This is a genomic window from Qipengyuania sp. SS22 (assembly GCF_025736935.1).
Lineage (GTDB): Bacteria > Pseudomonadota > Alphaproteobacteria > Sphingomonadales > Sphingomonadaceae > Qipengyuania.
Map to the genome: position 1 here is coordinate 1,530,545 of NZ_CP107048.1, position 26,348 is coordinate 1,556,892.

At 65.4% G+C, this 26,348-nt stretch carries 28 protein-coding genes and 2 tRNA genes; 17 read left to right on the plus strand and 13 right to left on the minus strand.

Going from position 1 to position 26,348, the window contains the following annotated elements; all coding sequences use genetic code 11:
• Positions 1 to 28 precede the first annotated feature (28 nt).
• The 9 genes from N6L26_RS07495 to N6L26_RS07535 all read left to right on the plus strand — a co-directional run bounded on the left by N6L26_RS07495 (position 29) and on the right by N6L26_RS07535 (position 8,418).
• On the plus strand, positions 29 to 1,729 hold the full coding sequence (locus tag N6L26_RS07495; protein WP_263604992.1) for a vWA domain-containing protein: 1,701 nt from the start codon (positions 29 to 31) through the stop codon (positions 1,727 to 1,729).
• A 51-nt stretch (positions 1,730 to 1,780) separates the two neighbouring features.
• The gene (locus N6L26_RS07500; RefSeq protein ID WP_263604993.1) at positions 1,781 to 2,521 is read left to right on the plus strand and encodes an OmpA family protein; all 741 of its coding nucleotides are present in this window, start codon (positions 1,781 to 1,783) and stop codon (positions 2,519 to 2,521) included.
• Between the two features lie 109 nt (positions 2,522 to 2,630).
• The gene (locus tag N6L26_RS07505) at positions 2,631 to 3,107 is read left to right on the plus strand and encodes a hypothetical protein (protein WP_263604994.1); all 477 of its coding nucleotides are present in this window, start codon (positions 2,631 to 2,633) and stop codon (positions 3,105 to 3,107) included.
• Between the two features lie 63 nt (positions 3,108 to 3,170).
• On the plus strand, positions 3,171 to 3,533 hold the full coding sequence (locus N6L26_RS07510; protein WP_263604995.1) for a response regulator: 363 nt from the start codon (positions 3,171 to 3,173) through the stop codon (positions 3,531 to 3,533).
• A 79-nt stretch (positions 3,534 to 3,612) separates the two neighbouring features.
• On the plus strand, positions 3,613 to 3,999 hold the full coding sequence (locus N6L26_RS07515) for a four-helix bundle copper-binding protein (protein WP_263604996.1): 387 nt from the start codon (positions 3,613 to 3,615) through the stop codon (positions 3,997 to 3,999).
• A 74-nt stretch (positions 4,000 to 4,073) separates the two neighbouring features.
• Complete coding sequence (locus N6L26_RS07520) at positions 4,074 to 5,258, plus strand: acyl-CoA dehydrogenase (protein ID WP_263604997.1); 1,185 nt, start codon at positions 4,074 to 4,076, stop codon at positions 5,256 to 5,258.
• Positions 5,259 to 5,469: 211 nt separating this feature from the next.
• Positions 5,470 to 6,111 (plus strand): maleylacetoacetate isomerase, encoded by a 642-nt coding sequence (gene maiA, locus N6L26_RS07525; protein WP_263607272.1) that lies wholly within the window; start codon positions 5,470 to 5,472, stop codon positions 6,109 to 6,111.
• A gap of 5 nt (positions 6,112 to 6,116) precedes the next feature.
• Complete coding sequence (locus tag N6L26_RS07530) at positions 6,117 to 7,127, plus strand: fumarylacetoacetate hydrolase family protein (RefSeq protein WP_263604998.1); 1,011 nt, start codon at positions 6,117 to 6,119, stop codon at positions 7,125 to 7,127.
• Between the two features lie 28 nt (positions 7,128 to 7,155).
• On the plus strand, positions 7,156 to 8,418 hold the full coding sequence (locus N6L26_RS07535; RefSeq protein ID WP_263604999.1) for a hypothetical protein: 1,263 nt from the start codon (positions 7,156 to 7,158) through the stop codon (positions 8,416 to 8,418).
• A 27-nt stretch (positions 8,419 to 8,445) separates the two neighbouring features.
• Here N6L26_RS07535 and N6L26_RS07540 read toward each other — a convergent pair whose 3' ends face one another.
• Positions 8,446 to 9,609, minus strand: a complete 1,164-nt coding sequence (locus N6L26_RS07540; protein ID WP_263605000.1) for an acyl-CoA dehydrogenase family protein — start codon at positions 9,607 to 9,609, stop codon at positions 8,446 to 8,448.
• 43 nt (positions 9,610 to 9,652) lie between these two features.
• Positions 9,653 to 10,414 (minus strand): crotonase/enoyl-CoA hydratase family protein, encoded by a 762-nt coding sequence (locus tag N6L26_RS07545; RefSeq protein ID WP_263605001.1) that lies wholly within the window; start codon positions 10,412 to 10,414, stop codon positions 9,653 to 9,655.
• Between the two features lie 117 nt (positions 10,415 to 10,531).
• On the opposite strand from N6L26_RS07545, the gene N6L26_RS07550 reads away from it, so the two are divergent.
• From N6L26_RS07550 to N6L26_RS07570, 5 genes are all read left to right on the plus strand, one after another.
• On the plus strand, positions 10,532 to 11,800 hold the full coding sequence (locus N6L26_RS07550) for an acetyl-CoA C-acetyltransferase (RefSeq protein ID WP_263605002.1): 1,269 nt from the start codon (positions 10,532 to 10,534) through the stop codon (positions 11,798 to 11,800).
• Between the two features lie 58 nt (positions 11,801 to 11,858).
• Positions 11,859 to 12,920: a GTPase ObgE gene (gene obgE / locus N6L26_RS07555; protein ID WP_263605003.1), complete on the plus strand. Its 1,062-nt coding sequence runs from the start codon at positions 11,859 to 11,861 to the stop codon at positions 12,918 to 12,920.
• Positions 12,921 to 12,995: 75 nt separating this feature from the next.
• Positions 12,996 to 14,114 (plus strand): glutamate 5-kinase, encoded by a 1,119-nt coding sequence (proB, locus tag N6L26_RS07560; protein WP_263605004.1) that lies wholly within the window; start codon positions 12,996 to 12,998, stop codon positions 14,112 to 14,114.
• Entirely contained in the window at positions 14,111 to 15,022 is a 912-nt protein-coding gene (locus N6L26_RS07565; protein WP_263605005.1) for an NAD-dependent epimerase/dehydratase family protein, read from the plus strand. The genes proB and N6L26_RS07565 overlap by 4 nt, the downstream gene beginning before the upstream one ends.
• Before the next feature lie 48 nt (positions 15,023 to 15,070).
• Positions 15,071 to 15,146 (plus strand) — tRNA-Thr (locus N6L26_RS07570).
• Positions 15,147 to 15,162: 16 nt separating this feature from the next.
• Here the strand turns inward: N6L26_RS07570 and N6L26_RS07575 are convergent.
• The 9 genes from N6L26_RS07575 to N6L26_RS07615 form a co-directional block, all read right to left on the minus strand.
• Positions 15,163 to 15,909 carry a phosphoadenylyl-sulfate reductase gene (locus N6L26_RS07575; RefSeq protein ID WP_263607273.1) on the minus strand — a complete coding sequence of 249 codons (747 nt, stop codon included), beginning with the start codon at positions 15,907 to 15,909 and terminating at the stop codon, positions 15,163 to 15,165.
• Between the two features lie 5 nt (positions 15,910 to 15,914).
• Complete coding sequence (locus tag N6L26_RS07580) at positions 15,915 to 16,340, minus strand: DUF934 domain-containing protein (protein WP_263605006.1); 426 nt, start codon at positions 16,338 to 16,340, stop codon at positions 15,915 to 15,917.
• The gene (locus N6L26_RS07585) at positions 16,333 to 17,967 is read right to left on the minus strand and encodes a nitrite/sulfite reductase (RefSeq protein ID WP_263605007.1); all 1,635 of its coding nucleotides are present in this window, start codon (positions 17,965 to 17,967) and stop codon (positions 16,333 to 16,335) included. The genes N6L26_RS07580 and N6L26_RS07585 overlap by 8 nt, the downstream gene beginning before the upstream one ends.
• A complete protein-coding gene (locus N6L26_RS07590; RefSeq protein WP_263605008.1) occupies positions 17,967 to 18,263 on the minus strand; it encodes a DUF2849 domain-containing protein in 297 nt (98 codons plus the stop codon). The genes N6L26_RS07585 and N6L26_RS07590 overlap by 1 nt, the downstream gene beginning before the upstream one ends.
• Positions 18,260 to 19,021, minus strand: coding sequence for a uroporphyrinogen-III C-methyltransferase (gene cobA, locus N6L26_RS07595; RefSeq protein ID WP_263605009.1), 762 nt, complete (start codon positions 19,019 to 19,021; stop codon positions 18,260 to 18,262). The genes N6L26_RS07590 and cobA overlap by 4 nt, the downstream gene beginning before the upstream one ends.
• A gap of 97 nt (positions 19,022 to 19,118) precedes the next feature.
• Complete coding sequence (locus N6L26_RS07600; RefSeq protein ID WP_263605010.1) at positions 19,119 to 20,186, minus strand: mechanosensitive ion channel family protein; 1,068 nt, start codon at positions 20,184 to 20,186, stop codon at positions 19,119 to 19,121.
• A gap of 2 nt (positions 20,187 to 20,188) precedes the next feature.
• A complete protein-coding gene (metC, locus tag N6L26_RS07605; protein WP_263605011.1) occupies positions 20,189 to 21,400 on the minus strand; it encodes a cystathionine beta-lyase in 1,212 nt (403 codons plus the stop codon).
• A gap of 2 nt (positions 21,401 to 21,402) precedes the next feature.
• Positions 21,403 to 22,248 (minus strand): sulfurtransferase, encoded by an 846-nt coding sequence (locus N6L26_RS07610; RefSeq protein ID WP_263605012.1) that lies wholly within the window; start codon positions 22,246 to 22,248, stop codon positions 21,403 to 21,405.
• 37 nt (positions 22,249 to 22,285) lie between these two features.
• A complete protein-coding gene (locus tag N6L26_RS07615) occupies positions 22,286 to 23,344 on the minus strand; it encodes a hypothetical protein (protein ID WP_263605013.1) in 1,059 nt (352 codons plus the stop codon).
• A gap of 145 nt (positions 23,345 to 23,489) precedes the next feature.
• Between N6L26_RS07615 and queF the strand changes: the two genes are divergently transcribed.
• The gene (gene queF, locus N6L26_RS07620; protein WP_263605014.1) at positions 23,490 to 23,948 is read left to right on the plus strand and encodes a preQ(1) synthase; all 459 of its coding nucleotides are present in this window, start codon (positions 23,490 to 23,492) and stop codon (positions 23,946 to 23,948) included.
• 54 nt (positions 23,949 to 24,002) lie between these two features.
• On the opposite strand, the gene N6L26_RS07625 is transcribed toward queF, so the two are convergent.
• Positions 24,003 to 24,092: transfer RNA gene (locus N6L26_RS07625), tRNA-Ser, on the minus strand.
• A gap of 162 nt (positions 24,093 to 24,254) precedes the next feature.
• Between N6L26_RS07625 and hspQ the strand changes: the two genes are divergently transcribed.
• Entirely contained in the window at positions 24,255 to 24,635 is a 381-nt protein-coding gene (gene hspQ, locus N6L26_RS07630) for a heat shock protein HspQ (protein WP_263605015.1), read from the plus strand.
• Positions 24,636 to 24,648: 13 nt separating this feature from the next.
• On the opposite strand, the gene N6L26_RS07635 is transcribed toward hspQ, so the two are convergent.
• Complete coding sequence (locus N6L26_RS07635) at positions 24,649 to 25,548, minus strand: ABC transporter permease (protein ID WP_412071318.1); 900 nt, start codon at positions 25,546 to 25,548, stop codon at positions 24,649 to 24,651.
• A gap of 72 nt (positions 25,549 to 25,620) precedes the next feature.
• Here N6L26_RS07635 and N6L26_RS07640 point away from each other — a divergent pair, with 72 nt between their 5' ends.
• On the plus strand, positions 25,621 to 26,310 hold the full coding sequence (locus N6L26_RS07640; RefSeq protein ID WP_263605016.1) for a GcrA family cell cycle regulator: 690 nt from the start codon (positions 25,621 to 25,623) through the stop codon (positions 26,308 to 26,310).
• Positions 26,311 to 26,348 lie beyond the last annotated feature (38 nt).

A 26,348-nucleotide genomic window follows, 5' to 3' on the forward strand; every position in this document is an offset into this window, starting at 1 on the left:
GCACTCGCAAGGAAGGGGAGGACTGCCCATGCGTTTCGCAAGATTTACCGTTACTTGTGCAGCAGCTGCGCTGATCGCCGGCTGCGCCACACAGCCCGGTGGCGATACTATCACCACCACCAGCGCCAAGGCCGATCGCACCGAAGCGGGCCGCACGCCGCCACCACCACCACCGCCACCACCACCTCCCCCGCCGCCAGCGCATATGGCCGGCCCTTCACCCCTTATCGTCAGCGGGTCCCGAGTTAGTGCCGACGCGGCTACCCCATCCACCGAAACATCGGTCATCGAGCCAGGTTATCGCTATTTCCCGCCGGTATTCGTGCCCACACGGCCCAGCCGCGAGCAGTATGACGGCGAGGAAGTGTCCGCCATCAAGGTGGTCGCCAGCGAACCCGTCTCGACCTTCTCGGTCGATGTCGACACCGGCGCCTATACCAATGCCCGCCGGTTCATTTCCGAAGGCCAGATGCCGCCCAAGGGCGCGGTGCGGATCGAGGAATTCATCAATTACTTCCGCTACGACTACGACCGGCCCGACAGTCTCGACCAGCCGTTCACGGTCAATACCGATGTCGCGGTGAGCCCGTGGAATGCCAACGCGCGCCTGCTGCGCATTGGCCTCGCCGGGTATGAACTGCCCGCGCAGGAACGCCCTGCCGCCAATCTCGTCTTCCTGCTCGACGTATCCGGGTCGATGGGCAGCCCCGACAAGCTCCCGCTGGTCAAGACCGCGATGCGCCAGCTCGCCGGGCAGCTGACCGAGCAGGACCGCGTGTCGATCGTCGTCTATGCCGGCGCCGCGGGCCTCGTGCTCGAACCGACCAATGACGAACACACAATCAAGGACGCGCTGAACCAGCTCAATGCCGGCGGATCGACTGCGGGCGGTGCGGGTATCGAACTCGCCTACCGCGTGGCCGAGGCCAACCGCATCGACGGCGGCGTCAACCGCGTGATCCTGGCAACCGATGGCGATTTCAACGTTGGCACCTCGAACCGCGAAGCGCTGGTCGAGCTGATCGAGAAGAAGCGCGAAACCGGGGTGACGCTGTCGGTGCTGGGCTTCGGCCGCGGCAATCTCAACGATGCGATGATGGAGCAGGTCGCCAATAACGGGAACGGCAATTACTCCTACATCGACAGCGCGCTGGAGGCGCGCAAGGTGCTGGGCGATGAAATGGGCGCGACGCTGTTCACCATCGCCAAGGACGTGAAGATCCAGGTCGAGTTCAACCCCGCGGTGATCAGCCAGTATCGGCTCGTCGGCTATGAGAACCGCGTGCTGCGCGAAGAGGATTTCGACAACGACGCAGTCGATGCCGGCGATATCGGCGCAGGCCACCAGGTCACCGCGCTGTACGAAGTCGTGCCGGTAGGCGCGGACGGCTGGATCAAGGCCCGCCGCTACGCCGACAAGCCCGACGCGCGTGCATCCGAACTGGCCAGCGAAGCCGCCTATGTGAAGCTGCGCTACAAGCGGCCCGATGGCGACACGTCGCAGCTGCTGACCTATACGCTGCCGGCCTCCGCGCTGGACACCAGTCGCGCACCCGCTGGCGATTTCGCCTTCGCCGCGGCGGTGGCAGCCTTTGGCCAGAAGCTGCGCGGCGATACCCTCCTGGCGGATATGTCCTACCGCCAGATCGCCGCGCTGGCGGGCACGCAGACCAGCTTCTGGCGGCAGGAATTCATCGAGCTGGTGAAGACTGCCGAGGGGTTGGAATAAGCGTCCGCTGACGCTTGGCAGGCGGGTCGGGAGGCGGCTAAGAGCCATGCCATGCCGATCCGCCCTTCCCTCGCCATCCTGGCCGGTGCCGTGCTGACGGGCGTCTCCGCCTTTCTGCTCGCCGAACCCGTGGCCCCCGACTTCATCCCCCGGATGGAAGTGCAAGCCGCCGAGGCGATCGAGTCGACGGGTGGAACCGGCGTCACCGCGCGTTTTGCCAACGCCAGCGGGGCGCCCTCGCGTCATCCACTGCTGCGCGGGGGCGAGGCGCTCGATCCCACCACGCGGACGCGGATCGCGCACGCCGTCGACGAGGTGTCCGGGGTCGGCGGAGTGATCTGGAGCGACGGGACCGCCCGCGCCGAAAGCGGCGAGCCGACCTACCAGCCGCTCCATTGCCAGGAGGACGTCGAAGGCTTGCTCCAGACACGCTCGATCCGTTTCGAGGAAGCCAGCAGCGCGCTGCTCCCCGCCAGCCGCATCCTGCTCGACGAGGTTGCCGAGGCGCTGCGCCCGTGCCTCGGTTCGATCATCGCGATCACCGGCCATACCGATAAATCGGGCACCGAACCCGGCAATCTCGCGCTTAGCATGGACCGCGCGCGCGCCGTTCGCGAAGCCCTTGTCCGCCGCGGTATCCCGCGCGACGGCCTGCGCGCCACCGGGGTCGGCTCGAGCCGGCCGGTCGCAGGTCTCGCGCCCAGCGATCCCGCCAATCGCCGGATCGAATTTTCGGTCATCCGCACCGAACCGCTGCGGCCCACTCCCGTCGATACGCCCGAGGCCAGGTAACATGCCGTTGTGGTTCGAACTCGCTGCGCTGATGATCGCCGCCTATGTTGCGGGGATCGGTATCGGCTGGGCCCTGTGGGGCCGCCACGACCAAGAAAAGGAATAGTCCATGAGCGAATTGCTGCAGACCTATTGGCCCCTGATCGTTGCCGCGCTGGTGCTCGGTCTCGCGGTCGCATGGTATGTCTTCAATGCCTCGCGCAAGACCCGCATTACCGGTACCAGCCGCGATGTGCTCGACGAAGGCGCCGCTCCGGCAGAGCGGAACAAGGCGCTGATCGACAGCGCCCCCGCGGCTACCCCGATGCAGCCCGCCGCCGGTGTGCCCGCCACCCCTGCGGCGTCTGGCGACGATCTGACCCGTATCAAGGGTCTTGGCCCCAAGCTCAGCGCCACGCTGCGCGATGCGGGCGTTACATCCTTCGCGCAGATCGCCGCGTGGGGCGATGCCGATATCGATCGCATCGATGCCCAGCTCGGCCGGTTCCAGGGGCGCATCCGCCGTGACGACTGGGTCGGCCAGGCCAAGTTGTTGGCGCAAGGCGACGAGAACGGGTTCGCCGAACGATACGGCAAGCTGTCCTAGGGACCGGAACTAACCTTCGTGTGTGGTATTTATATACTTGGGTCGACACACGAGGAGAGCCTGATGGGCCAGCAGTTACGAGTACTCGTTGCCGAAGACGAACTGATCGTCGGATACGACCTGTGCGATACGGTCGCCGAAGCAGGCTATATTGTAGAAGGACCGTTCGACGATTTGTCCTCGGCCATGCTCGCCTACCAGAAGACCAAACCCGATATTGCGATTCTCGACGTCCAGCTGGGCGACGGTATCGTCTATCCGCTGGCCGAACGGATGATGGCGGAAAACGTCCAGATTATCTTCCATTCGGGTCACATACGCCCCCACGACGTGACCGCCCGGTTCCCCAACGCGCAGGCACTGTTGAAGCCCTGCCCGCCAGCCGATGTCATCCACTCGATCCAGCGCGCCGCTGCCAACGGCTGACCGCTTTCCGGCGGACTGCCGGAACATCGGGACGGCGTGAGCCATTCCTTGGACAAACCCCCAAGGAAAGGAAGATCACATGTCCCTCCCAAAAATGATCAACGCCCACCCGCAGGTGCAGGACGAGACCGAGGAGCTCGTTCTCGCCGCGCGGCATGCGATGCTGTGTTCGCTGTTCTGTACCAGCTGTTCGGACGCCTGCGTGGCCGAAGACACGGACATGGCGCAGTGCATCCGCACCTGCCTCGATTGCGCCGATGTCTGTGCCGCGACCGCGCGGCTAGCAGTACGCCGGACCGCGCAGAACATCGATGTGCTGCGCGCCCAGCTCGAGGCCTGCATCACCGCCTGCGAAACCTGCGCCGCCGAATGCGAGAGCCATGACAATCCGCATTGTGCGCTGTGCGCCAAGATGTGCCGCGAATGCGCTGATGATTGCCGCAAGGCGCTGCCGCTGGTGAAGTAAGCTTCGGCACCCGCGCGGGCCTTGCCCCGCGCGGGCAACCCTGCCAGTGGCAAGGGTGGAACAGAGGAGACCACATGGCCGCTATGGTGCCTTTCGCCTGGGACGATCCCTTCAACCTCGACGACCAGTTGACCGAGGACGAGCGGATGATCCGCGATGCCGCCCATGCCTTTGCGCAGGGTGAATTGCAGCCGCGAGTGATCGAAAACTTCTCTAAGGAAGTCGACGATCCCGAGCTGTTCCCGATGATGGGCGAAGCGGGCCTGCTGGGCGCGACCGTGCCCGAGGAATATGGCGGCGCGGGTGCCAGCTATGTCGCCTATGGCCTGATCGCGCGCGAGATCGAGCGGGTCGACAGCGGCTATCGCTCGATGGCCAGCGTCCAGTCGAGCCTCGTGATGTACCCGATCCTTGCCTATGGTTCCGAAGACCAGCGCAAGAAGTACCTCCCCGGTCTTGCCAGCGGGCAGCTTATCGGCTGCTTCGGCCTGACCGAACCCGACGCGGGCAGCGACCCCGGGGGGATGAAGACCACCGCCAAGAAGGTCGATGGCGGCTACGTCATCTCCGGTTCCAAGACCTGGATTTCCAACGCCCCTTTCGCCGACGTCTTCGTCGTCTGGGCGAAGAGCGAGGCGCATGGCGGCGGTATCCGCGGCTTCGTGCTCGACAAGGGCATGAAAGGGCTGTCCGCCCCCAAGATCGAAGGCAAGCTCAGCCTGCGCGCCTCGACCACCGGGATGATCGTGATGGACGAGGTCGAAGTGGGCGAGGACGCTTTGCTACCCGAAGTCCAGGGGCTCAAGGGCCCGTTCGGCTGTCTCAACCGCGCGCGCTACGGCATCAGCTGGGGCGCGATGGGCGCGGCCGAGTTTTGCCTCCACGCCGCACGGCAATACGGTCTCGACCGGCACCAGTTCGGCGTGCCGCTGGCCAGCAAGCAGCTCTACCAGCTCAAACTCGCCGACATGATCACCGAGATCTCGCTCGGCCTGCAATCGAGCCTGCGCGTCGGGCGGCTGATGGACGAAGGCAAGTTCGCGCCCGAGATGATCAGCATCGTCAAGCGCAACAATGTCGGCAAGGCGCTCGATATCGCGCGCAAGTCGCGCGACATGCATGGCGGCAACGGCATTTCGCAGGAATACCAGGTGATCCGTCACATGGTGAATCTCGAGACGGTCAACACCTATGAAGGCACGCATGATGTCCATGCGCTTATCCTTGGCCGGGCGGTGACGGGGATCGCGGCGTTTTGACTCCTCGCGCGCGAGCGATCCTGTCCTACAGGGCGGCCCTGTGCCACATGGGCGCCATGCCCCACAGCCTTCCCCGCCCCGTTCGTATGCGTACCGCGCCGCGCGTGAGGGAGGCAGGTTTTTTGCGTTTGGACCGTGTAACATGCGGTCCATGTCGTGGAAGCACCCTCGGCCACTCCAACAAGACCGCAGCCGCAGGAGCCGCATCATGATCCGCCTTCACGGCTACTATCGCAGCTCCACCAGCTACCGCCTGCGCATTGCGCTCGAGCTGAAGGGGCTGGACTATGAATACGTCCCGGTGAACCTGCTCGAAAGCGAACAGAAGGGCGCCGCCTTCACCAGCCGCAACCCGTTCGGTTCTGTCCCGCTGCTCGAAGCGGGCGGCAAGGACCGCGTCCAGTCGATGGCGCAGCTCGAATGGCTCGACGAAGCCTATCCCGAGCGTCCGCTGCTCGGCCGCGATATCGAAGACCGCTATGTCACGCGCGAACTCGCCTATGCCATCGCCACCGAACTGCATGCCCCGCTGAACCTGGCGGTGCTCAAGTATCTCGCGCAGGAATACGGCAAGTCGCAGGACGAAATCGGCGTGTGGTACCGCCACTGGCTCGCGCGCACGCTCGACCCGCTCGAAGCGCGGCTGGCGCAGCTGGGCACGGGCGACTTCCTGCACGATGCCCCCGGCCTGTTCGAGGCCTGCCTGCTGCCGCAGGTGTACAATGCCCGGCGCTTCGGCTTCGACTTCGCCGACAAGCCGCACACCACCCGGATCGAGACCGCCTGTCTCGCCCTCCCCGCGTTCCAGCGCGCGCATCCGGACAACCAACCCGACAATCCCGAGAGGACATAACCCCCATGAAGCTCGCAACGATCAAGGACGGAACCCGCGACGGCAAGCTCGTCGTCGTCTCCAAGGACCTCACCCGCTACTGCGCGGCGGACAACATTGCGCCGACGCTGCAGGCTGCGCTCGACGATTGGGACACAATCGCGCCCAAGCTGCAAGCGCTCTACACCGATGTCGAGCATGAGGCGGTGCCGTGCGAACGGTTCCACGAACGCGAGGCGCATTCGCCGCTGCCGCGCGCCTATCAGTGGGCCGATGGCTCGGCCTATATCAACCATGTCGAACTGGTGCGCAAAGCGCGCGGGGCCGAGGTGCCCGAGAGCTTCTATCACGACCCGTTGATGTATCAGGGCGGCAGCGACAACTTCCTCGCCCCGCGCGACGACATCCCGCTGGGCGACACCAAGTGGGGCTGCGACATGGAAGGCGAGATCGCAGTGATCACCGACGATGTGCCGATGGGCGTGTCGAAAGGCGACGCAGCGGACCACATCAAGCTGGTCATGCTGGTCAACGACGTCAGCTTGCGCGGGTTGATCCCGGGCGAACTGGCCAAGGGCTTCGGCTTCTTCCAGTCCAAGCCCGCCAGCGCGTTCTCGCCCGTGGCGGTGACGCCCGACGAACTGGGCGATGCCTGGCAGGGCAGCGTGATCCACCTGCCGCTGATGGTCGATTACAACGGCCAGCCCTTCGGCCGCGCCAATGCGGGCGTCGATGCAACCTTCAGCCTCGCCGAGCTGGTCGCGCATGCGGCGAAGACGCGTACGCTGTCTGCGGGCACCATCATCGGGTCGGGTACAGTCTCGAACCAGGGGCCCGACGGCGATCCGGGCAAGCCGGTGGCCGAAGGGGGCCTTGGCTACAGTTGTATCGCCGAGATCCGCATGATCGAAACCATCGCCAGCGGCGAAGCGAGCACACGCTTCATGGTCCCCGGCGACAGCGTCCGCGTCGAGATGAAGGACGCCGCAGGCCACTCGATCTTCGGCGCGATCGAACAGAAGGTGGTCGAGGCCTGACCCGTTCGCCCTTAGCTGAAGTCGCACCATGTCCCCGAAACCGCAAAGCGCGCGCCGCTGGAAGCTGGCGCTCGGCCTGATTGCAGCAGCGCTATTGGCGCTCGTGCTGCTGTTCACGGGCAGCCAGCCATGGGTCAAGGAAACGCGGCATGCGAGCGCCGAACAGGTCGCGGTCGCACGCGCGCTGGCGAACGAAGCGCGCAAGAGCCGCGCGAGCGGCGAACCGGTCGCGATCAAGGTCGATGCAGCCGAGCTCGAGGCGATCTCGGCGATGGTAACGCAGGGTTTCGCCCCCAATCGCTTCGACGCTGAGGTCGAGGACGGCGTGCTCACGCTGACGGGGAGTCGCCCGTTCCTGTTCCGCTGGATCAACATCCGCGCCGAGGCGAGCGGAAGCAGTGCGGGTATCCCCGACTTCGCGGTGCGCATCGGGGCGGTCCCGCTGCCGCGCTGGCTGTCGGAATGGGCGCTCGCGCGGATCCAGCAGCGCATGGCGGACCAGGGTGAAACGCTGCCGTCCGTGGACACGATCGTCCGCTCCATGACCATAGGGAATGACGGCCTGACCGCGCGCGTGCTTGTGCCGCAGGGCAGCCTGCTAGCGCATGCGCGCGCAACCGGGACACCGCCGATCGATGAAGATGCGGTCGCGGCGATCTACTGCCGCCTCGCGCGTGCGGACGAAACGCAGCCCGAGCCGCTGCTGGCACGCCAGCTGGGCCGAGCATTAGCGGCCACCGAACCGACCAGCGAAGGACACAGTGCCGCGCTCGTCGCGCTGGCGCTGTTCGCTGCAGGACCCGAGGCCCGCGAAGTCGCGGGTGATCGCGTTGCGCTGGGCGATTGCAGCGGCCCTCCTGCACGCCTCACCCTGCAGGGACGCGAGGACTGGGCCAAGCACTGGGCGCTGTCCGCCGCGCTGGAAACCGCGGCCGGCAGCCGGATCAGCGCGGCGATCGGTGAATGGAAGGAACTCGCCGATACGCTGGCGAAGGGTCCGCTGCTGGCACCCAAGGACCCCAGCGGCTTCTCCTTCGTCGACCTCGCCGCCGACCGGTCGGGTATCATGACCGCGCAGGCGCTGCTCGATCCGGCGCGGCTCGAAGACAGCCGTGCCCGGTTGTTGCGGGCCAGCGAAGCCGGTCTACTACCAGCCCGCGTCCTCGAGCTCAGCGATGGGCTGACCGACGCTCAGTTCGCGCGTCGCTATGGCGCGACCGACGACCCGCGCTTCGCCGCCAAGGTCGAGCAGATCGACGCGATGCTGCGGCGGGGCGGGATCGGCGAATAGCGCCGCCCCGCCCTGCGCGCGAGCCGCTTACATCGAGCGGGCGATGACCATTTTCATCACTTCGTTCGACCCGCCGAAGATGCGGGTGATGCGGCTGTCGCGGAACATGCGCGCGATCGGGTAGTCGTTGATGAAGCCTGCGCCGCCGTGGAATTGCAGACATTTGTCGACCACTTCGCCCTGCAATTCAGTGACCATGTATTTGGCCATGCAGGCGGTCGGCACGTCGAGCTCGCCCTTGAGGTGCTTGGCAATACAGTCGTTGACGAACACCCGTGCCGCGGTGCCGCGCGCGTTGAGATCCGCGAGCACGAACTGCGTGTTCTGGAAGTCCCAGATCGTCTGGCCGAACGCCTTGCGGTCCTTGACGAACTCCAGGGTGACTTCGAGCGCCTTCTCGATCCCGGTCATCGCGCCCATGGCGATGATCAGGCGTTCCTGCGGCAGTTCGCCCATCAGCTGGTAGAAGCCCTTGCCTTCCTCGCCGCCGAGCACGTTCGCCGCGGGCACGAAGACATCGTCGAAGAACAGTTCGGACGTATCCGCCGCATCCATCCCGACCTTGTCGAGCTTCTTGCCGCGCTGGAAGCCTTCGGCGCCCTCGGTTTCGAGTAGCATGAGCGAAATGCCCTTGGCGCGCTCGTTGGGATCGGTCTTGGCGACGATGATGATGAAGTCCGCCGTCTGGCCGTTCGAGATATAGGTCTTGGCGCCGTTGATGCGGTAGCCATTACCATCCTTGAGCGCGGTGGTGGTGATGCTCTGGAGGTCGGAGCCGACGCCCGGTTCGGTCATCGCAATCGCGCTGACCAGTTCGCCGGTGACGAGCTTGGGCAGATATTTCTTCTTCTGCTCTTCGGTCCCATGACGCACCAGATAGGGCAGGATCACCGTGTTGTGCAGGCTAGCGGCGAAACCTTCGACGCCGTTCTTCGCCTGCTGGTCGATCACCACCATGTCATGCCGGAAATCGCCGCCATGGCCGCCATATTCCTCGGGCACCGACACGCCGAGCAGGCCGGCTTCGCCCGCCTCGTTCCAGAACTCGCGCTCGACCTGGCCGTCCTCGCGCCATTTGAGGATACGCTTTTCAGGGGCGTGCTGCTGGTAGAACTTGCCCACAGCATCGGCGAAGATCGAAATCTCCTCGTCTTCCATGAACTCGGGCTGCGGTACGTTGATTGCTGGCATTCTGGGTATCCTCTCGAATTTGGTCTCGTCGCGCCGAAGGGTCTTACTTGCCCTTCCAGTTCGGCGCGCGTTTCTCGGCAAAGGCGGCGGCGCCTTCGCGGGCGTCTTCGGAAACGAAGACCGGCGCGATCAGCTGGGTCTGGCGCTTGTAGCGCTCGTCCATCGGCCAGCCGCGCGATTGCTTGATCACTTGTTTCGACACGCGCACTGCGAGCGGGCCGTTGGCGACGATCCGCGCGGCGAGTTCCTTGGCCCCGGCCAGCGCATCGCCATCGGTCACGCGGTTGATCAGGCCCAGCTCATAGGCGCGCGGCGCGTCGATGAAATCGCCGGTCAGCGCCAGCTCCATCGCGATCCGTTCGGGGATCTGGTCGGGCAGCATCATCACCCCGCCGGCTGCGGCAACGAGGCCGCGCTTCACTTCGGGAATGCCGAACTTGGCGCCCGCGTTGGCGACTACGAGGTCGCAGGCGATCATCAGTTCGAGCCCGCCCGCCAGCGCATAGCCTTCGACGGCGGCGATGAGCGGCTTTTCGGGCGGCTGCTGCACCACCCCGCCAAAGCCGCGCCCTTCGACGCTAGGCGATTCGCCGCGCAGGAAACCCTTGAGATCCATGCCCGAACAGAAAGTTCCGCCTGCGCCGGTCAGGATCCCGACGCGCAGATTGTCGTCGCTGTCGAGCCGGTCCATCGCCGCCGCGATACCCTCGGCCGCGGCCTTGGTCATCGCGTTCTTGGCATCCGGCCGGTTGATGGTGACGACGAGGATGCCGTCTTCTTCGCTCGTCAGAACTTCCTCGGACATAGCCGCTCTCTCCCATTTCAAATCGAAACTTGTCTTGCGCCCTTGCTGCGCGACGTTTACGCAAACGTCAACCGGCATTCGCCGCACAAAAAGACAATTCGAGAGGAGTCCCAAGTCATGGCCGAAGCCTATATCATCGACGCTGTCCGCACCCCGCGCGGGATCGGCAAGCAGGGCAAGGGCGCTCTCGCCCACATGCATCCGCAGCATCTTGCCGCGACCTGTCTCAAGGCGATCAAGGACCGCAATCACCTCGATACGGCGACCGTCGACGATGTGATCTGGTCGGTCAGCACGCAGGACGGCATGCAGGCCGGCGACCTGGGCCGGATGGCGGCGCTCGATGCCGGCTATGACGTTACCTCGAGCGGCACCACGCTCGACCGGTTCTGCGGCGGCGGGATCACCAGCGTCGCGCTGGCCGCGGCGCAGGTGATGAGCGGCATGGAAGACTGCGTCGTCGCCGGCGGGACCGAGATGATGAGCCTCACCGCGCAGATGTCGAAGGACAAGATGGCCGCGGGCATCAAGCCGCCGATGATGGGCAGCCACAACGAACGCCTGATGCGCTCGCATCCGCAAAGCCACCAGGGCGTGTGCGGCGATGCGATTGCCACGATCGAGGGGTTCACCCGCGAAGAGCTTGACGAGGTCGGCTATCGCAGCCAGCAGCGCGCCGCCGCCGCAATTGCCGAGGGGCGGTTCGACAAATCGCTCGTCCCGGTGACCGACGACGACGGCAATGTCGTGCTCGACAAGGAAGAGTTTCCCCGCCCGCAGACGACCCGCGAAGGCCTCGCCCAGCTCGAGCCTGCCTTCACCAAGATCGCCAATGTCCCGCTCGACAAGAGCGGCACGACCTTCGCCGGGCTGGTGAATGCGAAATATCCCGATGTCGACATCAAGCACTTCCACCATGCGGGCAACAGCTCGGGCGTGGTCGATGGCGCCGCAGCAGTGCTGGTGGCGAGCAAGGATTACGCACAGAAGCACGGGCTCAAGCCGCGCGCGCGCATCGTCGCCACCGCCAATATGGGTGACGATCCCACGCTGATGCTCAACGCGCCGGTCCCCGCGGCCAGGAAAGTGCTCGAAAAGGCTGGCCTGACCAAGGACGACATCGACCTCTACGAAATCAACGAGGCCTTCGCCGTCGTTGCAGCCAAATTCGTCCGCGATCTCGATCTCGACTGGGACAAGGTCAACGTCAACGGCGGCTCGATCGCGCTTGGTCATCCGATCGGCGCGACCGGCTCGATCCTGATCGGCACGATGATCGACGAACTCGAACGCCAGAACAAGCGTTACGGCCTCGTCACCATGTGCGCGGCCGGCGGCATGGCCCCCGCCATCGTCATCGAACGGGTGAGCGATTTCGTCGACTGATCGCGTGTGAGCATGCGCGCCCTCGCCTCCGGTCGCGAAAGCGGCTAGAGGGCGCGCCATGCATTTCCTCGACCAAGCCAAGATCTATCTCAAAGCCGGCGCCGGCGGCCCCGGTGCCGTCAGCTTCCGGCGCGAAAAATATATCGAATATGGCGGCCCCGACGGCGGCAATGGCGGCAAGGGCGGCGATATCATCTTCGAAGCCGTCCAGGGCCTCAATACGCTGATCGATTTCCGCTACGCCCAGCACTTCAAGGCCAAGCGCGGCAATCACGGCCAGGGCAAGGACCAGACGGGTGCGGGTGCGCCCGACCTCCTGATCGAGGTTCCTGTCGGCACGCAGATCCTGAGCGAGGACAAGGAAGAAGTGCTCGCCGATTTCACCGAAGTCGGCCAGCGGATCGTCTTCATCGAAGGTGGTCTGGGTGGCCGCGGCAATGCCAGCTACAAATCCAGCACCAACCGCGCCCCGCGCCAGCACCAGCAAGGCGAACCGGGCGGCGAAATGTGGGTCTGGCTGCGGCTCAAGCTGCTGGCCGATGTCGGCCTGCTGGGCCTGCCCAATGCGGGCAAGAGCACCTTCATCAATCAGGTGTCGAACGCGCGGGCCAAGGTTGGCCATTACGCCTTCACCACGCTGATTCCCAAGCTGGGCGTGGTCACGCACAAGGGCCGCGAATTCGTGCTCGCCGATATTCCCGGCCTGATCGAGGGCGCCGCCGAAGGGGCGGGGATCGGTGACCGGTTCCTCGGCCATATCGAACGGTGCCGCGCGCTGATCCACCTGATCGACATTTCGGGCGACGATCCGGCCGAAGCCTATCGCACGGTCAATGCCGAGCTCGAAGCCTATGGCGACGAGCTGGCCGACAAGCCGCAGCTGGTCGCGCTCAACAAGCTCGACCTTGCCGACGAGGAACTGGGCGAAGGTTTCGCCGAGGAACTGCTGGCTGCGGGCGCGAAGAAGGTCTTCACGATCTCGGGCGCGACCGGCGCAGGCATTGGCGAATTGCTCGATGCCGTGCTCGGCTATCTTCCCGACCGAACCGCAACCGAAACCAACGCGGTCGAAATCGAGGACGTGCCCGAAGACGGCTCGGGCGACTGGTCGCCGATCTGAGCGCAAAGCCGCGCTTCGGTCCGGCCAAGCGAAGGCGGCTTCCGCGCACGACCCGCTTTGGCTAATCGTGCTTCGATGGATTTCGCCGCTCTCTCCGACCTGCGCAAGACGCGCCGCCTGGTCATCAAGGTCGGATCGGCCTTGCTGGTGCGGGACGGCGCGCCCCGTGCGGAATGGCTGGCGACGCTCGCTACCGAGATCGCCGAACTGCGGCGCAGCACCGAGATCATCGTCGTGTCCTCGGGCGCAATCGCGCTGGGCGCTGCCAAGCTCGGGCTTGCCCGCAGCGGCCGCGGGAGCCTCGCCGATGCTCAGGCCGCTGCTTCGGTGGGACAGGTCGAACTCGCGCGCCTGTGGGCGGATGCGCTCGGCGCGCATGGCATCACTGCCGCGCAAATGCTGGTGACGCTGGGCGATCTCGAGGATCGCCGGCGCTATCTCAACGCCTCGGCCACCCTCGCCCGCCTGCTGGAGGCAGGCGCGGTGCCGGTGGTCAATGAGAACGACAGCGTCGCCACCGAGGAAATCCGTTTTGGCGATAACGACCGGCTTGCCGCGCGCGTCGCGCAGGCCGCCGGGGCCGATGCCGTCCTGCTGCTCTCCGATGTCGACGGCTTGTACGACCGCGATCCGCGCGAGGCGGGCGCCACGCTGATCGAGCGAGTCGCAGGCGTCACACCCGAGATTATCGCCATGGCCAGCGGCGAATCGACTTCGGGCCTGGGTTCGGGCGGAATGCTCGCCAAGCTTCAGGCAGCGCGCATCGCTGGGCGGGCGGGAATAGCGCTCGCTATCGTCAATGGCACGCATGCCGCCCCGATCGGGCGCGCGCTCGATCACGAGGTCGGGACGCTGTTCCAACCCCAGTCCGATACCAGCGCGCGCAAGGCGTGGCTCGGCGGCCGTCTTGCCCCCGCAGGCGTGCTCTCGGTCGACGCCGGTTGCGCCGCCGCGCTCGACAAGGGCGCGAGCGTACTGGCCGCGGGGCTGACGGCGGTCGAGGGCGAGTTCGGGCGCGGCGACCTCGTCGCGCTTCACGGTCCGCAAGGCGAACGGCTTGGCCAGGGCCTGTGCGAATATTCTGCGGCGGAATGCCGCGCGATCCTCGGCCTGAGGGAGGAACAGCAATTGGCGAAGCTTGGCTACACGCCCCGCGCAGCGGTGATCCACCGCGATCACATGGTGCGGACATGACCATCGCAATGACGGGGGCCACCGGCTTCGTCGGGCAGGCAGTGCTGGCCGAAGCGCTGCGCTACGAAGAGCCGGTGCGCGCGTTGACCCGGCGGCACAGGTCGCAGCGAGAGGGTGTCGAATGGGTCGAGGGAACACTGGACGAGAAGCCCGCGCTCGCCCAGCTGGTCGCGGGCGTAGACGCGGTGATCCATGTCGCGGGGCTGACCAATACGCCCGATCCGGACGCATTTCACCAAGCCAATGTCGTGGGCACGCAGAACTTGCTGCGCGCCTGCCAGGATGCGCGGGTCAAACGCTTCATCTTCGTATCCTCGCTCTCCGCGCGCGAACCCGAACTGTCGCGCTATGGCCAATCGAAGGCCGAAGCCGAGAAATGGGTGAGCGCTAGCGGGCTCGACTGGACCATCGTCCGACCGCCAGGTGTCTATGGTCCGCACGATGTCGACTATTTCGAAATGTTCCGCAGCGCGCAATTCGGTTTCGTACCGCTACCGCCCGGCGGGGCCAGTTCGATCATCCATGTCGACGATCTTGCGCAGCTGTTGTTCGCGCTGGTCGACGCCTCTCCCGCGCTGGTGCGCCGCCGCACGTTCGAACCCGATGACGGGCGCGAAGGCGGCTGGTCGCACAAGGAATTGGCCAAGGTGATCGGCAAGGCGGTGGGGCGCCCGGTATTCGCCCCGCACCTGCCCCGCGCGGTGCTCGAAGCCGCGGCCAAGGTCGATCGCATGCTGCGCGGCGACAAGGCGCGGCTGACCGCCGACCGCGTGGGGTATATGACCCACCCCAACTGGGTCGCGCGCTCTGCGATGAAGGTACCCGAAGCGGTCTGGTCCCCGCGCGTACCGGGCGCTGAAGGCCTTGTCTCGACCGCGCGCTGGTATCGCATGGAGGGCTGGCTGTGAGGGTCTGGACATTCGCGCCGGTTTGCTTGAAAGGCGCGCTTTCGGAGTGCCGGCTTAGCTCAGTTGGTAGAGCAGTTGATTTGTAATCATCAGGCCGCGGGTTCGATTCCTGCAGCCGGCACCATTCACCGCAGGCGGGCTTAGAGGAACGGTTCCTCGCCCGGCTTGTGGATGCCGCATTCGACCTTGTCCCAGCCCGACCAGCGCCCCGCCCGCGCATCTTCGCCCTCGCCGACCTGGCGGGTGCAGGGTGAGCAGCCGATGCTGGGAAAACCGCGTTCGATCAGCGGGTGGCGCGGCAGATCGTGGGTTTCGAAATAGGCGGAGATGTCGTCCGCCGACCAGTCGATCAGCGGATTGATCTTGAGCCGCCCCTGTGCGTCGGAGGTATCGATCTCGAAGCGCGGCAGATTGGCACGTGTCGCCGACTGGAACGCCTTGCGACCGGTGAAGCTGGCATCGAAATTGACCAGCACCTTTTCGAGCGGCCGGACCTTGCGCAAGTCGCAGCACCCGTCGGGATCGTAGGACCAGCGCAGCCCGCTTTCGTCGCGTGTCTCCAGATCGGCGATCTCGGGATAGAGATCGACCCGATTCAAACCGAGGCGATCGGTCAGTTCGTCACGATAGGCGAGCGTTTCGGGGAAATGCTTGCCCGTTTCGAGAAACAGCACCGGGACGGTCGCATCGGCCTGCGCGATCAGGTGCAACAGCACCGCGCTTTCGGCGCCGAAGCTCGACACCACCGCCATATCGCCCGCCAGATTGCCCTCGATCACCGCGCGCAGCCATTCCTCGGTCTCGGTCCCGCGGAACATGCGGTTGAGACGGATGGCATCCTGCTCGGAAAACCGGGGGCCGGTGTCGATACGGTCGATGGCGCGCATGTCGTTCACGGGTGCCGCTTGCTCCAGATCGGCGTGCGGGTATCCGCCGCGTTCTGGTACACTTCGGGCCAGCGCTCGAAGGCCGCAGTCACATCCTCTTTGTCGAGCTGCTGGTCGGGCTCGAAGGCATCGAAACCGCAGCGGCGCATATAGGCGAGCTGGTCGACCAGCACATCACCCACCGCGCGCAGTTCGCCTTCGTAACCCGCCTCTCGCAGGATACGCGCCGAGGAATAGCCGCGCCCGTCGCCAAAGGCGGGAAAGTTGACCTCGACCAGCGCCAGCCGGCCCAGATGCGGCAGGAGCTCGCGGGCATCGTCGCCCGGTTCGATCCGCACCGCGGCTGCATTCGACTGATCGACGAAGGAATCGACGGTCACCGCCGGATGGTCGACGGGTTCGTCATCGCGATAGCGCAGCATCTCAGCCATAGAGCGCCTCCTTGAAGGGGTTCATGCCGATGCGGCGGTAGGTATCGAGGAAACGCTCGCCATCCTGGCGCTCGCTTTCGTAAACATTGGTCACGGTTTCGACCGCATCGATGATGCCATTCTCGTCGAAACCGGGGCCGGTGATCTTGGCGAGGCTGACATCTTCCGCCTCGCTGCCGCCGAGCAGAAGCTGGTAATTTTCCACCCCTTTCCGGTCGACGCCGAGAATGCCGATGTGACCCGCATGGTGATGCCCGCAGGCATTGATGCAGCCCGAAATCTTGAGCTTGAGTTCGCCCAGCGTGCCGGTTTTGCCATTAGCGGCGAAACGTTCCGAAATACGCTGCGCGATCGGGATCGAGCGGGCGTTGGCGAGGCTGCAATAGTCTAGCCCGGGACATGCGATGATATCTTCGACCGTGTCGAGATTGGGACTGCCCAGCCCGGCTTCCTCGAGCGCGGTCCACAGCGCGTGCAGATCGGCTTTGCGCACATGCGGCAGGACGATGTTCTGCGTATGCATCACGCGCAGTTCGTCGAAGCTGTAATCGCGCGCCAGATCGGCCATCAGCCGCATCTGTTCGGCGGTCGCATCGCCGGGAATGCCGCCTACCGGCTTGAGGCTGATCACCGCCGAAACATAGCCCGCTTCCTTGTGCGCGATCGTATTGCAATCGACCCACACCGCGAAATCGGGATCCGAACGATCGAGTTCGGTAGCCGCACCCGCTTCGAACAGCGGATCGGTGAAATATTCCTTGATCCGTTCGAGCTCGGCAAGCGGCGGCTCGACGCCCTGCTCGAGCAGATACGCGAATTCGGCATCGACCTGACGGGTATATTCCTCAGCGCCGAGTTCATGGACGAGGATCTTGATCCGCGCCTTGAACTTGTTGTCGCGCCGGCCATGGCGGTTGTAGACGCGCAGGCAAGCCTCCGAATAGGTCACCAGCTGGTCGAGCGGCACGAAGGGATTGATGCAGGGCGCGACCATCGGCGTGCGGCCCATGCCGCCACCGACATAGAAAGCGGCCCCCAGCTCGCCCGCATCATTGCGGACGATGTTGATGCCGATATCGTGCAAGCGCATCGCGGCGCGGTCATGCTCGCTGGCAATCACCGCGATCTTGAACTTGCGCGGCAAATAGCTGAATTCCGGATGGAAGCTCGACCACTGGCGCAACAATTCGGCATAGGGGCGCGGATCGACCAACTCGTCGGCGGCAGCGCCGGCAAAATGGTCGGACGAGATATTGCGGATGCAATTGCCGCTGGTCTGGATGGCGTGCATCTCGACCTTGGCGAGATCGGCGAGGATATCGGCCGCATCCTCCAGCTTGATCCAGTTGTACTGGATGTTCTGGCGCGTGGTGAAGTGGCCATAGCCGCGGTCGTATTTATCCGCGATATCCGCCAGCGCGTGCATCTGCTGGCCGTTGAGCGTGCCATAGGGAACGGCAACCCGCAGCATATAGGCGTGCAACTGGAGATAGAGCCCGTTCATCAACCGGAGCGGCTTGAACTGGTCTTCGGTGAGCTTGCCTTCGAGGCGGCGGCGCGCCTGGTCGCGGAATTCCTCGACGCGGGCATCGACCATCGCCTGGTCGTAATGATCGTATTTATACATCAGATCACCCAATTGCCGATTTCGGGATCGGCGGGCTTGAGGGTCAGGTCGGGGCGAACGGTGGGACCGAGCGCGCGGACGCGCTCCTTGATATGCGATGGCCGGGGGCTGCCGTCATGCAGTTCGGCATCGATCGGATAGGGCGAATTGACGCGGCGAGCGGCCTCCTCGCGGCGCGCGATCTCGTCTTCACCGCCGTCGACATCGGCGGCATCCTCGACATGGATCGACCAATCGCTGCCGGTCCACCAGGTGACCGCTCCGGTCAGCAAATCGTTTCCGGTCAGCAGTCTCATCGCGCTGCCTCCTGCGCAGCTTCGGCGAGCAGAACGGCGTCCGCACGCGCGGTAACTTCACCGATCACGATGAGCGCCGGACTGACCACGGCTTCACGCGCGACCAGATCGGGCAGGCCTGCAAGCACCCCGCGCAGCACACGCATATCGGGGCGTGTGCCGTTTTCGATCACTGCCACGGGCATGTCGGGGGCCAGCCCGTCGGCCATCAGCTTCTCGGCGATCTGCGGCGCGGTCTTCACGCCCATGTAGATGACCAGCGTCCGCCCCTTGCCTGCAAGCCCGGCCCAGTCCTGATCCTTGAGGCCCTTGCACTGGCCGGCAACAAAGCTGACGATGCTGGCGGCGTCGCGATGGGTCAGCGCGATCTGCGCCGCCGCTGCGGCGCCGTTGGCGGCACTGATACCGGGGACGACTTCGACGGGGACGCCCGCAGCGCGGGCCACTTCGACCTCTTCGCCGCCGCGTCCGAAGATGAAGGGGTCGCCGCCCTTGAGCCGCACGACATCCTCACCGGCACGCGCGAGGCGGACCAGCAGGTCGCTGATCTCTTCCTGCGGGAGCGTGTGGTGCGAACGGCGCTTGGCCACCGAGATGAGCACCGCGTCGGCGCTCGCGGTCGCGAGGATCGCCGGGTCGACGAGACCGTCGTGGACGATGGTGTGGGCGCGCTCGATCAGCCGAGCCGCGCGGATCGTCAGGAGGTCGGGGTCGCCCGGTCCTGCGCCGACGAGATAGATGGTTCCGGTTTCTGCCATGGTCGCAAGATGCGGCGCACGGCCGATCCGCGCCAATCAGAATGCGTGTCCGGCGGGGAAGGCGATATTTTAAAACCCGCGCTGTGCGCGCGGCAACCTAATCTTTCGCGCTGCCGGGGGTGCCGCCACCCTGCTCCATCACCCCGATCAGTCGTTCGAACTGGTCGCTGGCACGGATATGCAGATCGCGCTGCGGGAAGGGGATTTCGATCCCGTTGTCCTTGAACAGCCACCACAATTTCTTGAGCACCGCGCTGCGCACATTGCCGACGCCATCCTCCGGATCCTTGATCCAACAGTGGATGACAAAGTTGACCGAATTGTCGCCATATTCGCTCATCCACACGGTCGGCGGCGGGGCGCTGAGCACCCGGTCGCAGCTGCGTGCGGCCTCGAGCATCAATTCCTCGGCGAGGTTCATATCGGCCTCGTAGCTGACTCCGACCGAGACCTGCATGCGGACGTTCTTCGACGAATAGGACCAGTTTTCGACTTGGTTGATCATCAAATTTTCGTTGGGAATCAGATACTCGCGCTGGTCACGCGTAGTTACCGACACCGCGCGGATGCCGATCTTGCGGATCTGGCCGAAGCTTTCCTTGCCCACTGTATCGGCCACAGCGATCACATCGCCCGGCTTGATCGAGCGGTCCATCAGCAGGATGATCCCCGCGATGAGATTGCCGAAGGTCTTCTGCAGCCCGAAGCCGATCGCGAGACCGAAAGCGCCCGAGAACACCGCAAAGGCAGTCAAGTCGATACCGAGCAGGTCGATACCGAGGAAGAAAGCCGTCGCCCAGATGACAATGGTAACGAGCTTCTCGACCAGCAATTGCTGCGCATCGTCCAGCTTGGTCATCCGCCGTACCACGCGGCGTCCCATCCGGCTGACGAACCAGGCGAACACCAGGACGCCGGCGATCACTGCGCCGACAATCAGCACATCGAACACCGAGATGCGGAAATCGCCGAAGGACAGCGCCACCGCATCGACCGTGTCGATAACCGAGCCGACCGTTTCGCTCTGCGAGCTAAGCGCTTCCTTGGCGCCCTCGGCCGCGGCAACCGAGCTTTCCTCGCTTACCGGTTCGGCGAGGCTCCACGCCTGTTCGACCGGCGCTGCAGAACCTGCATCGGCGGCGCTTGGTGGGGTCTCGCCCTGCACATCTATCCTTCGGTTAGCGCCGCGAACCCGCTGGCGAGATCGGCGATCAGATCATTCTGGTCTTCCAGCCCGATCGATAGCCGGATGGCATGGCGATCCTCAACCCCCCATCCCGCTTTGGGCCATGGCATCGTATCGCGAACCGGTTCGACATCGAAGGGCAGCGCGAGGCTTTCGAACCCGCCCCAGCTATAGCCGATGCCGAACAGCGCAAGCGCATCGACGAGCCGGCAGCGCGCGGCATCGTCCCCGCCCTTGAGCACGAAGCTGAACAGGCCGCAGCCGCCCGAAAAATCGCGCTGCCACAGTTCGTGGCCGGGTGCGCCGGGGAGCATTGGCGCGAGAACATGCGCGACCTCGTCGCGGCCCGCGAGCCATTCGGCAACCGCCAGCGCGGTGGCGCTCTGTTTCTCCAGCCGGACGCCCATGGTGCGTAATCCGCGCAGCACGAGCGCGGCATCGTCAGGCGAAACGACATGGCCGAGCTGCTGCGCGCCCAGCCGCAGGCGGCGGTACCAGCGATCGCCCGCGCTCGCCGAACCCATCATCACATCCGAATGGCCGCCGACATGCTTGGTCAGCGCGGTAATCGCGATATCGCAGCCATGCTCGAGCGCAGGGAAGCCAAGCGAGGTCGCCCAGGTGTTGTCGATTAGGCTGACCGCACCCTTGGCGCGCGCGATCCGGGCGAGCGCGGGAATATCACACACTTCCATCGTCAGGCTGCCCGGCACTTCGAGCATGACCGCACGTGTGCGGTTGCAGAAGGCGGCCTCATAGGCGTCGAGGTCGAGCGGGTCGAAGAAGCGGTGCTCGATCCCGAACCCCGCGAGCAATCCGGTCGCGGTGTTGCGCGTCGGATCATAGGCATTGTCCGCCACCAGCAGCACATCGCCGCTGCGCAGCACGGTCAGCAGCGCTCCGACCAGCGCCGCCAGCCCGCTGGGGTAGAGCACGGTTCCGGCGGCCCCCGGTTCGAGTGCGGTCAGGGCCTCGGCCAGCGCCCATTGCGTCGGCGCACCGCGGCGTCCGTAGAAGAACTGCCCGTCGCGATTGGCCGCCTTGCGCGAACGCAAATCGGCACAATTCTCATAGAGATGCGTACTCGCGCGCCACACCGGCGGATTGACTACGTCGTGCGCGAAATCGCCCGACCGTCCGCCGGTGACCAGCCGCGTGGCCGGCCGGTATTTGCTGTCGTCGTCTCCAGCCATCGCTAGCGTGCCGCTCCCTGTTCTTTTGGCGTTTCCGGATCGCTGCCCCATTCGAGCCAGCTACCATCGTAAAGCGCAACATCCTGCTTGCCCGCCAAATGCAGGCCGAAGGCCAGCACCGCCGCGGTCATCCCGCTGTTGCAGGAGGTGACGACCGGACGATCGAGCGCGATCCCAGCCTCGGCGAAAAGCGCCGCGATCTGCTCAGGCGCGCGATAGGTTCCGTCCTTGGCGAACAGCAGCGGGAACGGGACATTCGCCGCGCCGGGAATATGGCCTGCCGATCCGCTGCCTGCCTCACCGGCATAGCGCGCGGCATCGCGGGCATCGACCACTTGCTCGGAGCCTTGGTCGGAGCCTTGGCCGCAATTGGCCATGATCTCGGCCTTCGAGCGGGTGCCAGGCTCGCGGCGAGGAACGGGAAATTCCGTCCGTGTCACCTCCGTTTGGCCAGCTTCGAGCGCGCGCCCCTCGGCCTTCCATTTGGCCAGCCCGCCATCGAGGATCGCCACCTTCGCGAAACCATAGAGCCGGAAGACAAACCACGCGCGCGCGGCGCTTTTGATCTGGCTGTCGTCATAGAGGACCACGCGGCTTTCCGGCGTGATGCCGAGGTGGCCGAGCCTGTTGGCAAACTGCTCTGCCGTCGGAACCGCCTTGGGCACCGGCGATCCCGCATCGACGAAGCTTGCCAGATCGAGCCAGCGCGCGTCCGGCACATGCGCCGCAGCATATTCCGCCGCGGCATCGCGCGGATTGTCGGGTAGGTGCATCGTGGCATCGAGCACCACCAGATCCTCGGCGCCGAGTTGGTCGGCCAGCCACCGGGTCGAAACAAGACTATCCATCATGGCCCGAGTAGCGGGCGGATCGGTGCAAGTCGAGCTAGGCGAGTTCGCGCTGCGCGATCGGCGCGTAGCTGCGCGGCCCTTCGTCGAGGCGGAAGGGTTGCACGCGGCCACTGCCCGGCGTGCCCTGCCCGACCACATAGGTCTTGAGCAAAGCGCCCTCGCCCGGTCCGTCGATCCGCACCCGCAGCAGCGGCACCAGCAGCGGATAGCGCCCCTGCCGGATGACATGCGCTCCGGCCAAAGCGAGCTGGACCTGTCCCTCCAGCGTCACGCTTTGCCGCGGCGAGATGCGTGCGATGGCATGGCGCTGGTCCAGCGCAGTCGCGATGGTCGCGACCTGGTCCTCCATTGGCGCGCCGGCATGGGCGGAGACGAGATCGAGACCCACCGCGACATCGGTCAGCGCGGCATCGGTCCGGTTGACCAGCGTCATGCGGTATTTGAGTGTGGCAAAGGCAGCGCTGCGGATCAGCTTGTCGTTCTCGACCTGCACCGCCAGTACAGCGGACATCGGTACCGGGCCGGACGGGGCGGCGGTGCCGACCGTGGGCCGCTCGATCTGCGGCACCGCTGCCGCGCTGCGGCGACGCCATGCGAAACCCGCCACTGCGAGAAGCGCCAGCATGATCGCGCCGCCGATCGGTAGCCACGGCCATTCTTGCGCAGGTTCCTCGACCGGCGCTGGCGCTTGCGGCATGGGAAGCGGCGTCGGTGATGGCGTCGGCGTGGCTGGGGCGCCGGGTGCCGGTGCATCGCTCGCCGCCGTCGTGGGTCCAGTGGCCGGGACCTGCGTTTCCGGGCTCCCCGTCTCGGCCGCGCGCGGCGTCCCCGCAGGGCTCGAGCGCAGCGCGGGTGTGGTCGCCGAAGGTTGCGGCGCCGGGGTTGTGGCCGCGGGCGTCGGACTGGGGGTGATCGCCGGTGAAGGCGCTCGCGTGGGCGTATTGACCGCACGCGGCCTGATCTCGACTCCGCTCTGCGTATCCGCCGGGCCCTGCGCCTGCGACGTAGCGGTCGGGCTAGGGGCCGGTTCGAGCGTAAAATCATTGACCGATTGCGCATGCACCAGCGCCGGGAGCGCGGCGGCCAGAGCCATCAGGGAAAGGCGAATAGGAGGGGGCATCCAGGGTCGTTTCACGGAAGGGAGGCGCGACAGTGCAGGGGCGCGCTGAATAGGTACTGAAGCGCGCGCTTCCAAGCCCCGGCTTGCGCTGCGCCGCGCTTCGCGGCAGGAGCGCGGCATGAGCGACACACCTGCCCCCAAGTTCCTCGGCACCAACACCGGGCTGCCCGATTCCCCCGAAGCGGCCGAACTCGATTACGTGCCCAATCCGCGCACCGGACAGCTGTATATAGTCCGCTTCGCCGCGCCCGAGTTTACCTCGCTATGCCCGGTGACCGGCCAGCCCGATTTCGCGCATCTGGTGATAGACTATGCGCCCGGCGAAACGATCGTGGAATCGAAAAGCCTCAAGCTGTTCCTCGGCTCGTTCCGCAACCACTGCGGCTTCCACGAGGATGTGACGGTGGGCATCGGGCAGCGCCTGTTCGACGAGATGCAGCCGCGCTGGCTGCGCATCGGCGGCTATTGGTATCCGCGCGGCGGCATCCCGATCGACGTGTTCTGGCAAAGCGGCGCCCCGCCGCAGGATCTGTGGCTGCCCGACCAGGGCGTCGCGTCCTACCGCGGACGCGGCTGACCCCGTCCGCCAGAGGGCGTTGCGCAGCATGAACGGCTGATCGAGAAGGTCCCGTGGCGGAGAGGGTGGGATTCGAACCCACGGTACTGTTGCCAGTACACTGCATTTCGAGTGCAGCGCATTCGACCTCTCTGCCACCTCTCCGCATATGTCGGGTGCGCTTCGGGCCAAAGGCCCCGGTCGAAGCAAGGCGCGCCGATTAGCCGAGCGCCCCCTCCTTGCCAAGCCCCTTTTCACGAGATTTCGGGGGATCGGCCGCGCATGCCCATTGTAAGCGGGCCGGTGCACCCCATATCGTCGGTTCTCATGGATCGAGCACAGTATTTCTCCGCCCAGGCTGGTCGCACCATCGATGCCCCGCGCCGCATGAAAAGCCGCTTCGCCATCGGCGATGTGGTGAAGCACCGCATGTTCGACTTCCGCGGCGTGATCTTCGACATCGACCCCGTCTTCGCCAATAGCGACGAATGGTACGAGGCGATCCCCGAAGACATCCGGCCCGACCGCAACCAGCCGTTCTACCACCTGCTCGCCGAAAGCGACGACAGCGATTATGTCGCTTATGTCAGCCAGCAGAATTTGGTGACGGATTCGATCTCGGGCCCGGTTTCGCATCCCGATGTGCACCAGTATTTCGAGCATTTCGAAAACGGCCGCTATCGTATGCGGCGGAGCATGACCCACTGATCGCGCGAAGCGATCAGTTCTTGATTTTCCAGCCTGATTTCAGCAGCTTGTAAGTGCCCAGCGCGAGCAGTGCGTTGAGCGCGAGCAGGCCCAGTGCCGCCATGGCCACCGCTGTTGCATCGCCGATATCGCTCTGGCCGAGAAAGCCGTAGCGAAAGCCCGAAATCACATAGAAGAACGGGTTGGCGCGGCTGACCGCCTGGAACGCGGGTGCCAACCGGTCGATCACGTAGAAGGTGCCCGACAGCATCGCCAGCGGGGCAATCACGAAATTGGTCACCGCGGCATTGTGGTCGAATTTCTCCGCCCAGATCGACGCGAGCAAGCCGAGCAGCGAGAGCATCATCGCCCCCATCAGCCCGAACCACAGGACCGCCCAGGGATGCGTCATCGCGAGGCTGACACCGGGATAGAGCATCATCGCACCGGCCACCACGAACCCCACCGCCACCGCGCGGGTCATGGCGGCGCCGACGATCCCGCCCATCAGCTCGCCTTCGGACAGCGGCGGCATCAGCAGGTCGATGATCGTGCCCTGGATCTTGCCCGAGAGCAGCGAGAAGGACGAATTGGCAAAGGCGTTCTGCATCATTGCCATGGCAATCAGCCCCGGCGCGACGAAGGTCGGGAAGTTGACGCCGAGCACTTCGCGTCCGCCGCGCCCCAGCGCGACAGAGAAGATGACAAGAAAAAGCAGCGTAGTGATCGCCGGGGCCCAGATTGTCTGCGTCTGGACCTTGAGAAACCGGCGGACCTCCTTCATATAGAGGCTCCACAGGCCGATCCCGTTGATCCCGCGAATCACCGGGTGTCCCCGCGGCGGAAACCGGCCCCCCCTTCCGGCATTACCCTCCACGAAGGAGGCGTCCGGGTGATCGCTTCCGGGCGATACGGGCGGGGCTTGATCGACCATGGGGGCGGCGACTAGGCCCAAGCGTCACGGCATGCAAGCTGCGACGTCGAGACACGAGATACAGGACTGCAAATGAGCTGGACCGACGAACGGATCGCAACGCTGAAAAAGATGTGGGAGGGCGGCTCGACCGCCAGCCAGATCGCCGACGAACTGGGCGGGGTCAGCCGCAATGCCGTGATCGGCAAGGCGCATCGCCTTGGCCTCAAGTCGCGTCCTTCGCCGGTGAAGGCCAACGATAAGAAAAAGGCCCCGACCAAGCCCGCACCGGCGCCCAAGCCGGCGGCCAAGAAAGCCGCCAAGCCTGCGCCGAAGACAGCGCCTGCCGCTGCCGCGCCTACCAAGCCCGCTGCTCCTGCCGCAGCCGGTCCCAAGCAGGACGGTGCGGCCCAGTCTCAGCCGCTGCCCAACCGGTCTTCCAACCTGCCCAAGATCGTATCGGTCGGCCCCGGCGGCTTCCTGCGCCAGGGTCCGGGCGATCAGCAACCGCCGATCCCGCCCGCGCCACCGCGCCGGCTGGTGCCCGCCAAGCCGAGCGCCGAGATTGCCGACAAGACCAGCCTGCTCGACCTGTCGGACAAGGTCTGCCGCTGGCCGATGGGCCATCCGGGCGAACCCGATTTCCATTTCTGCGGTGAAGCCGTGAACCCCGGCTTCCCTTATTGCGTCGAACATTGCGGCCGGGCCTATCAGGCGCAGCTGCCCCGCGGTGCGCGCCGTCCCCCTCCGCCGCTGCCGTTCGGCGGACCGCGCGTTCGCTAGACACCGAATTCCGGGTCGCTCCGTCGCCCTACCCCAAA

Excerpts from the sequence above, each read along its gene's own strand:
- N6L26_RS07520 (WP_263604997.1), top strand. The coding sequence starts at position 4,074 with ATGGCCGCTATGGTGCCTTTCGCCTGGGACGATCCCTTCAACCTCGAC.
- N6L26_RS07545 (WP_263605001.1), bottom strand. The coding sequence starts at position 10,414 with ATGTCCGAGGAAGTTCTGACGAGCGAAGAAGACGGCATCCTCGTCGTC.
- cobA (WP_263605009.1), bottom strand. The coding sequence starts at position 19,021 with ATGGCAGAAACCGGAACCATCTATCTCGTCGGCGCAGGACCGGGCGAC.
- N6L26_RS07530 (WP_263604998.1), top strand. The coding sequence starts at position 6,117 with ATGAAGCTCGCAACGATCAAGGACGGAACCCGCGACGGCAAGCTCGTC.
- N6L26_RS07540 (WP_263605000.1), bottom strand. The coding sequence starts at position 9,609 with ATGCCAGCAATCAACGTACCGCAGCCCGAGTTCATGGAAGACGAGGAG.
- N6L26_RS07495 (WP_263604992.1), top strand. The coding sequence starts at position 29 with ATGCGTTTCGCAAGATTTACCGTTACTTGTGCAGCAGCTGCGCTGATC.
- N6L26_RS07580 (WP_263605006.1), bottom strand. The coding sequence starts at position 16,340 with ATGGCTGAGATGCTGCGCTATCGCGATGACGAACCCGTCGACCATCCG.
- metC (WP_263605011.1), bottom strand. The coding sequence starts at position 21,400 with ATGGCTGGAGACGACGACAGCAAATACCGGCCGGCCACGCGGCTGGTC.
- N6L26_RS07590 (WP_263605008.1), bottom strand. The coding sequence starts at position 18,263 with ATGAGACTGCTGACCGGAAACGATTTGCTGACCGGAGCGGTCACCTGG.
- obgE (WP_263605003.1), top strand. The coding sequence starts at position 11,859 with ATGCATTTCCTCGACCAAGCCAAGATCTATCTCAAAGCCGGCGCCGGC.
- proB (WP_263605004.1), top strand. The coding sequence starts at position 12,996 with ATGGATTTCGCCGCTCTCTCCGACCTGCGCAAGACGCGCCGCCTGGTC.
- N6L26_RS07505 (WP_263604994.1), top strand. The coding sequence starts at position 2,631 with ATGAGCGAATTGCTGCAGACCTATTGGCCCCTGATCGTTGCCGCGCTG.
- hspQ (WP_263605015.1), top strand. The coding sequence starts at position 24,255 with ATGGATCGAGCACAGTATTTCTCCGCCCAGGCTGGTCGCACCATCGAT.
- N6L26_RS07515 (WP_263604996.1), top strand. The coding sequence starts at position 3,613 with ATGTCCCTCCCAAAAATGATCAACGCCCACCCGCAGGTGCAGGACGAG.
- N6L26_RS07575 (WP_263607273.1), bottom strand. The coding sequence starts at position 15,909 with ATGCGCGCCATCGACCGTATCGACACCGGCCCCCGGTTTTCCGAGCAG.
- N6L26_RS07640 (WP_263605016.1), top strand. The coding sequence starts at position 25,621 with ATGAGCTGGACCGACGAACGGATCGCAACGCTGAAAAAGATGTGGGAG.
- N6L26_RS07500 (WP_263604993.1), top strand. The coding sequence starts at position 1,781 with ATGCCGATCCGCCCTTCCCTCGCCATCCTGGCCGGTGCCGTGCTGACG.
- N6L26_RS07610 (WP_263605012.1), bottom strand. The coding sequence starts at position 22,248 with ATGGATAGTCTTGTTTCGACCCGGTGGCTGGCCGACCAACTCGGCGCC.
- N6L26_RS07510 (WP_263604995.1), top strand. The coding sequence starts at position 3,171 with ATGGGCCAGCAGTTACGAGTACTCGTTGCCGAAGACGAACTGATCGTC.
- queF (WP_263605014.1), top strand. The coding sequence starts at position 23,490 with ATGAGCGACACACCTGCCCCCAAGTTCCTCGGCACCAACACCGGGCTG.
- N6L26_RS07535 (WP_263604999.1), top strand. The coding sequence starts at position 7,156 with ATGTCCCCGAAACCGCAAAGCGCGCGCCGCTGGAAGCTGGCGCTCGGC.
- N6L26_RS07615 (WP_263605013.1), bottom strand. The coding sequence starts at position 23,344 with ATGGCTCTGGCCGCCGCGCTCCCGGCGCTGGTGCATGCGCAATCGGTC.
- N6L26_RS07585 (WP_263605007.1), bottom strand. The coding sequence starts at position 17,967 with ATGTATAAATACGATCATTACGACCAGGCGATGGTCGATGCCCGCGTC.
- N6L26_RS07635 (WP_412071318.1), bottom strand. The coding sequence starts at position 25,548 with ATGGTCGATCAAGCCCCGCCCGTATCGCCCGGAAGCGATCACCCGGAC.
- N6L26_RS07565 (WP_263605005.1), top strand. The coding sequence starts at position 14,111 with ATGACCATCGCAATGACGGGGGCCACCGGCTTCGTCGGGCAGGCAGTG.
- N6L26_RS07550 (WP_263605002.1), top strand. The coding sequence starts at position 10,532 with ATGGCCGAAGCCTATATCATCGACGCTGTCCGCACCCCGCGCGGGATC.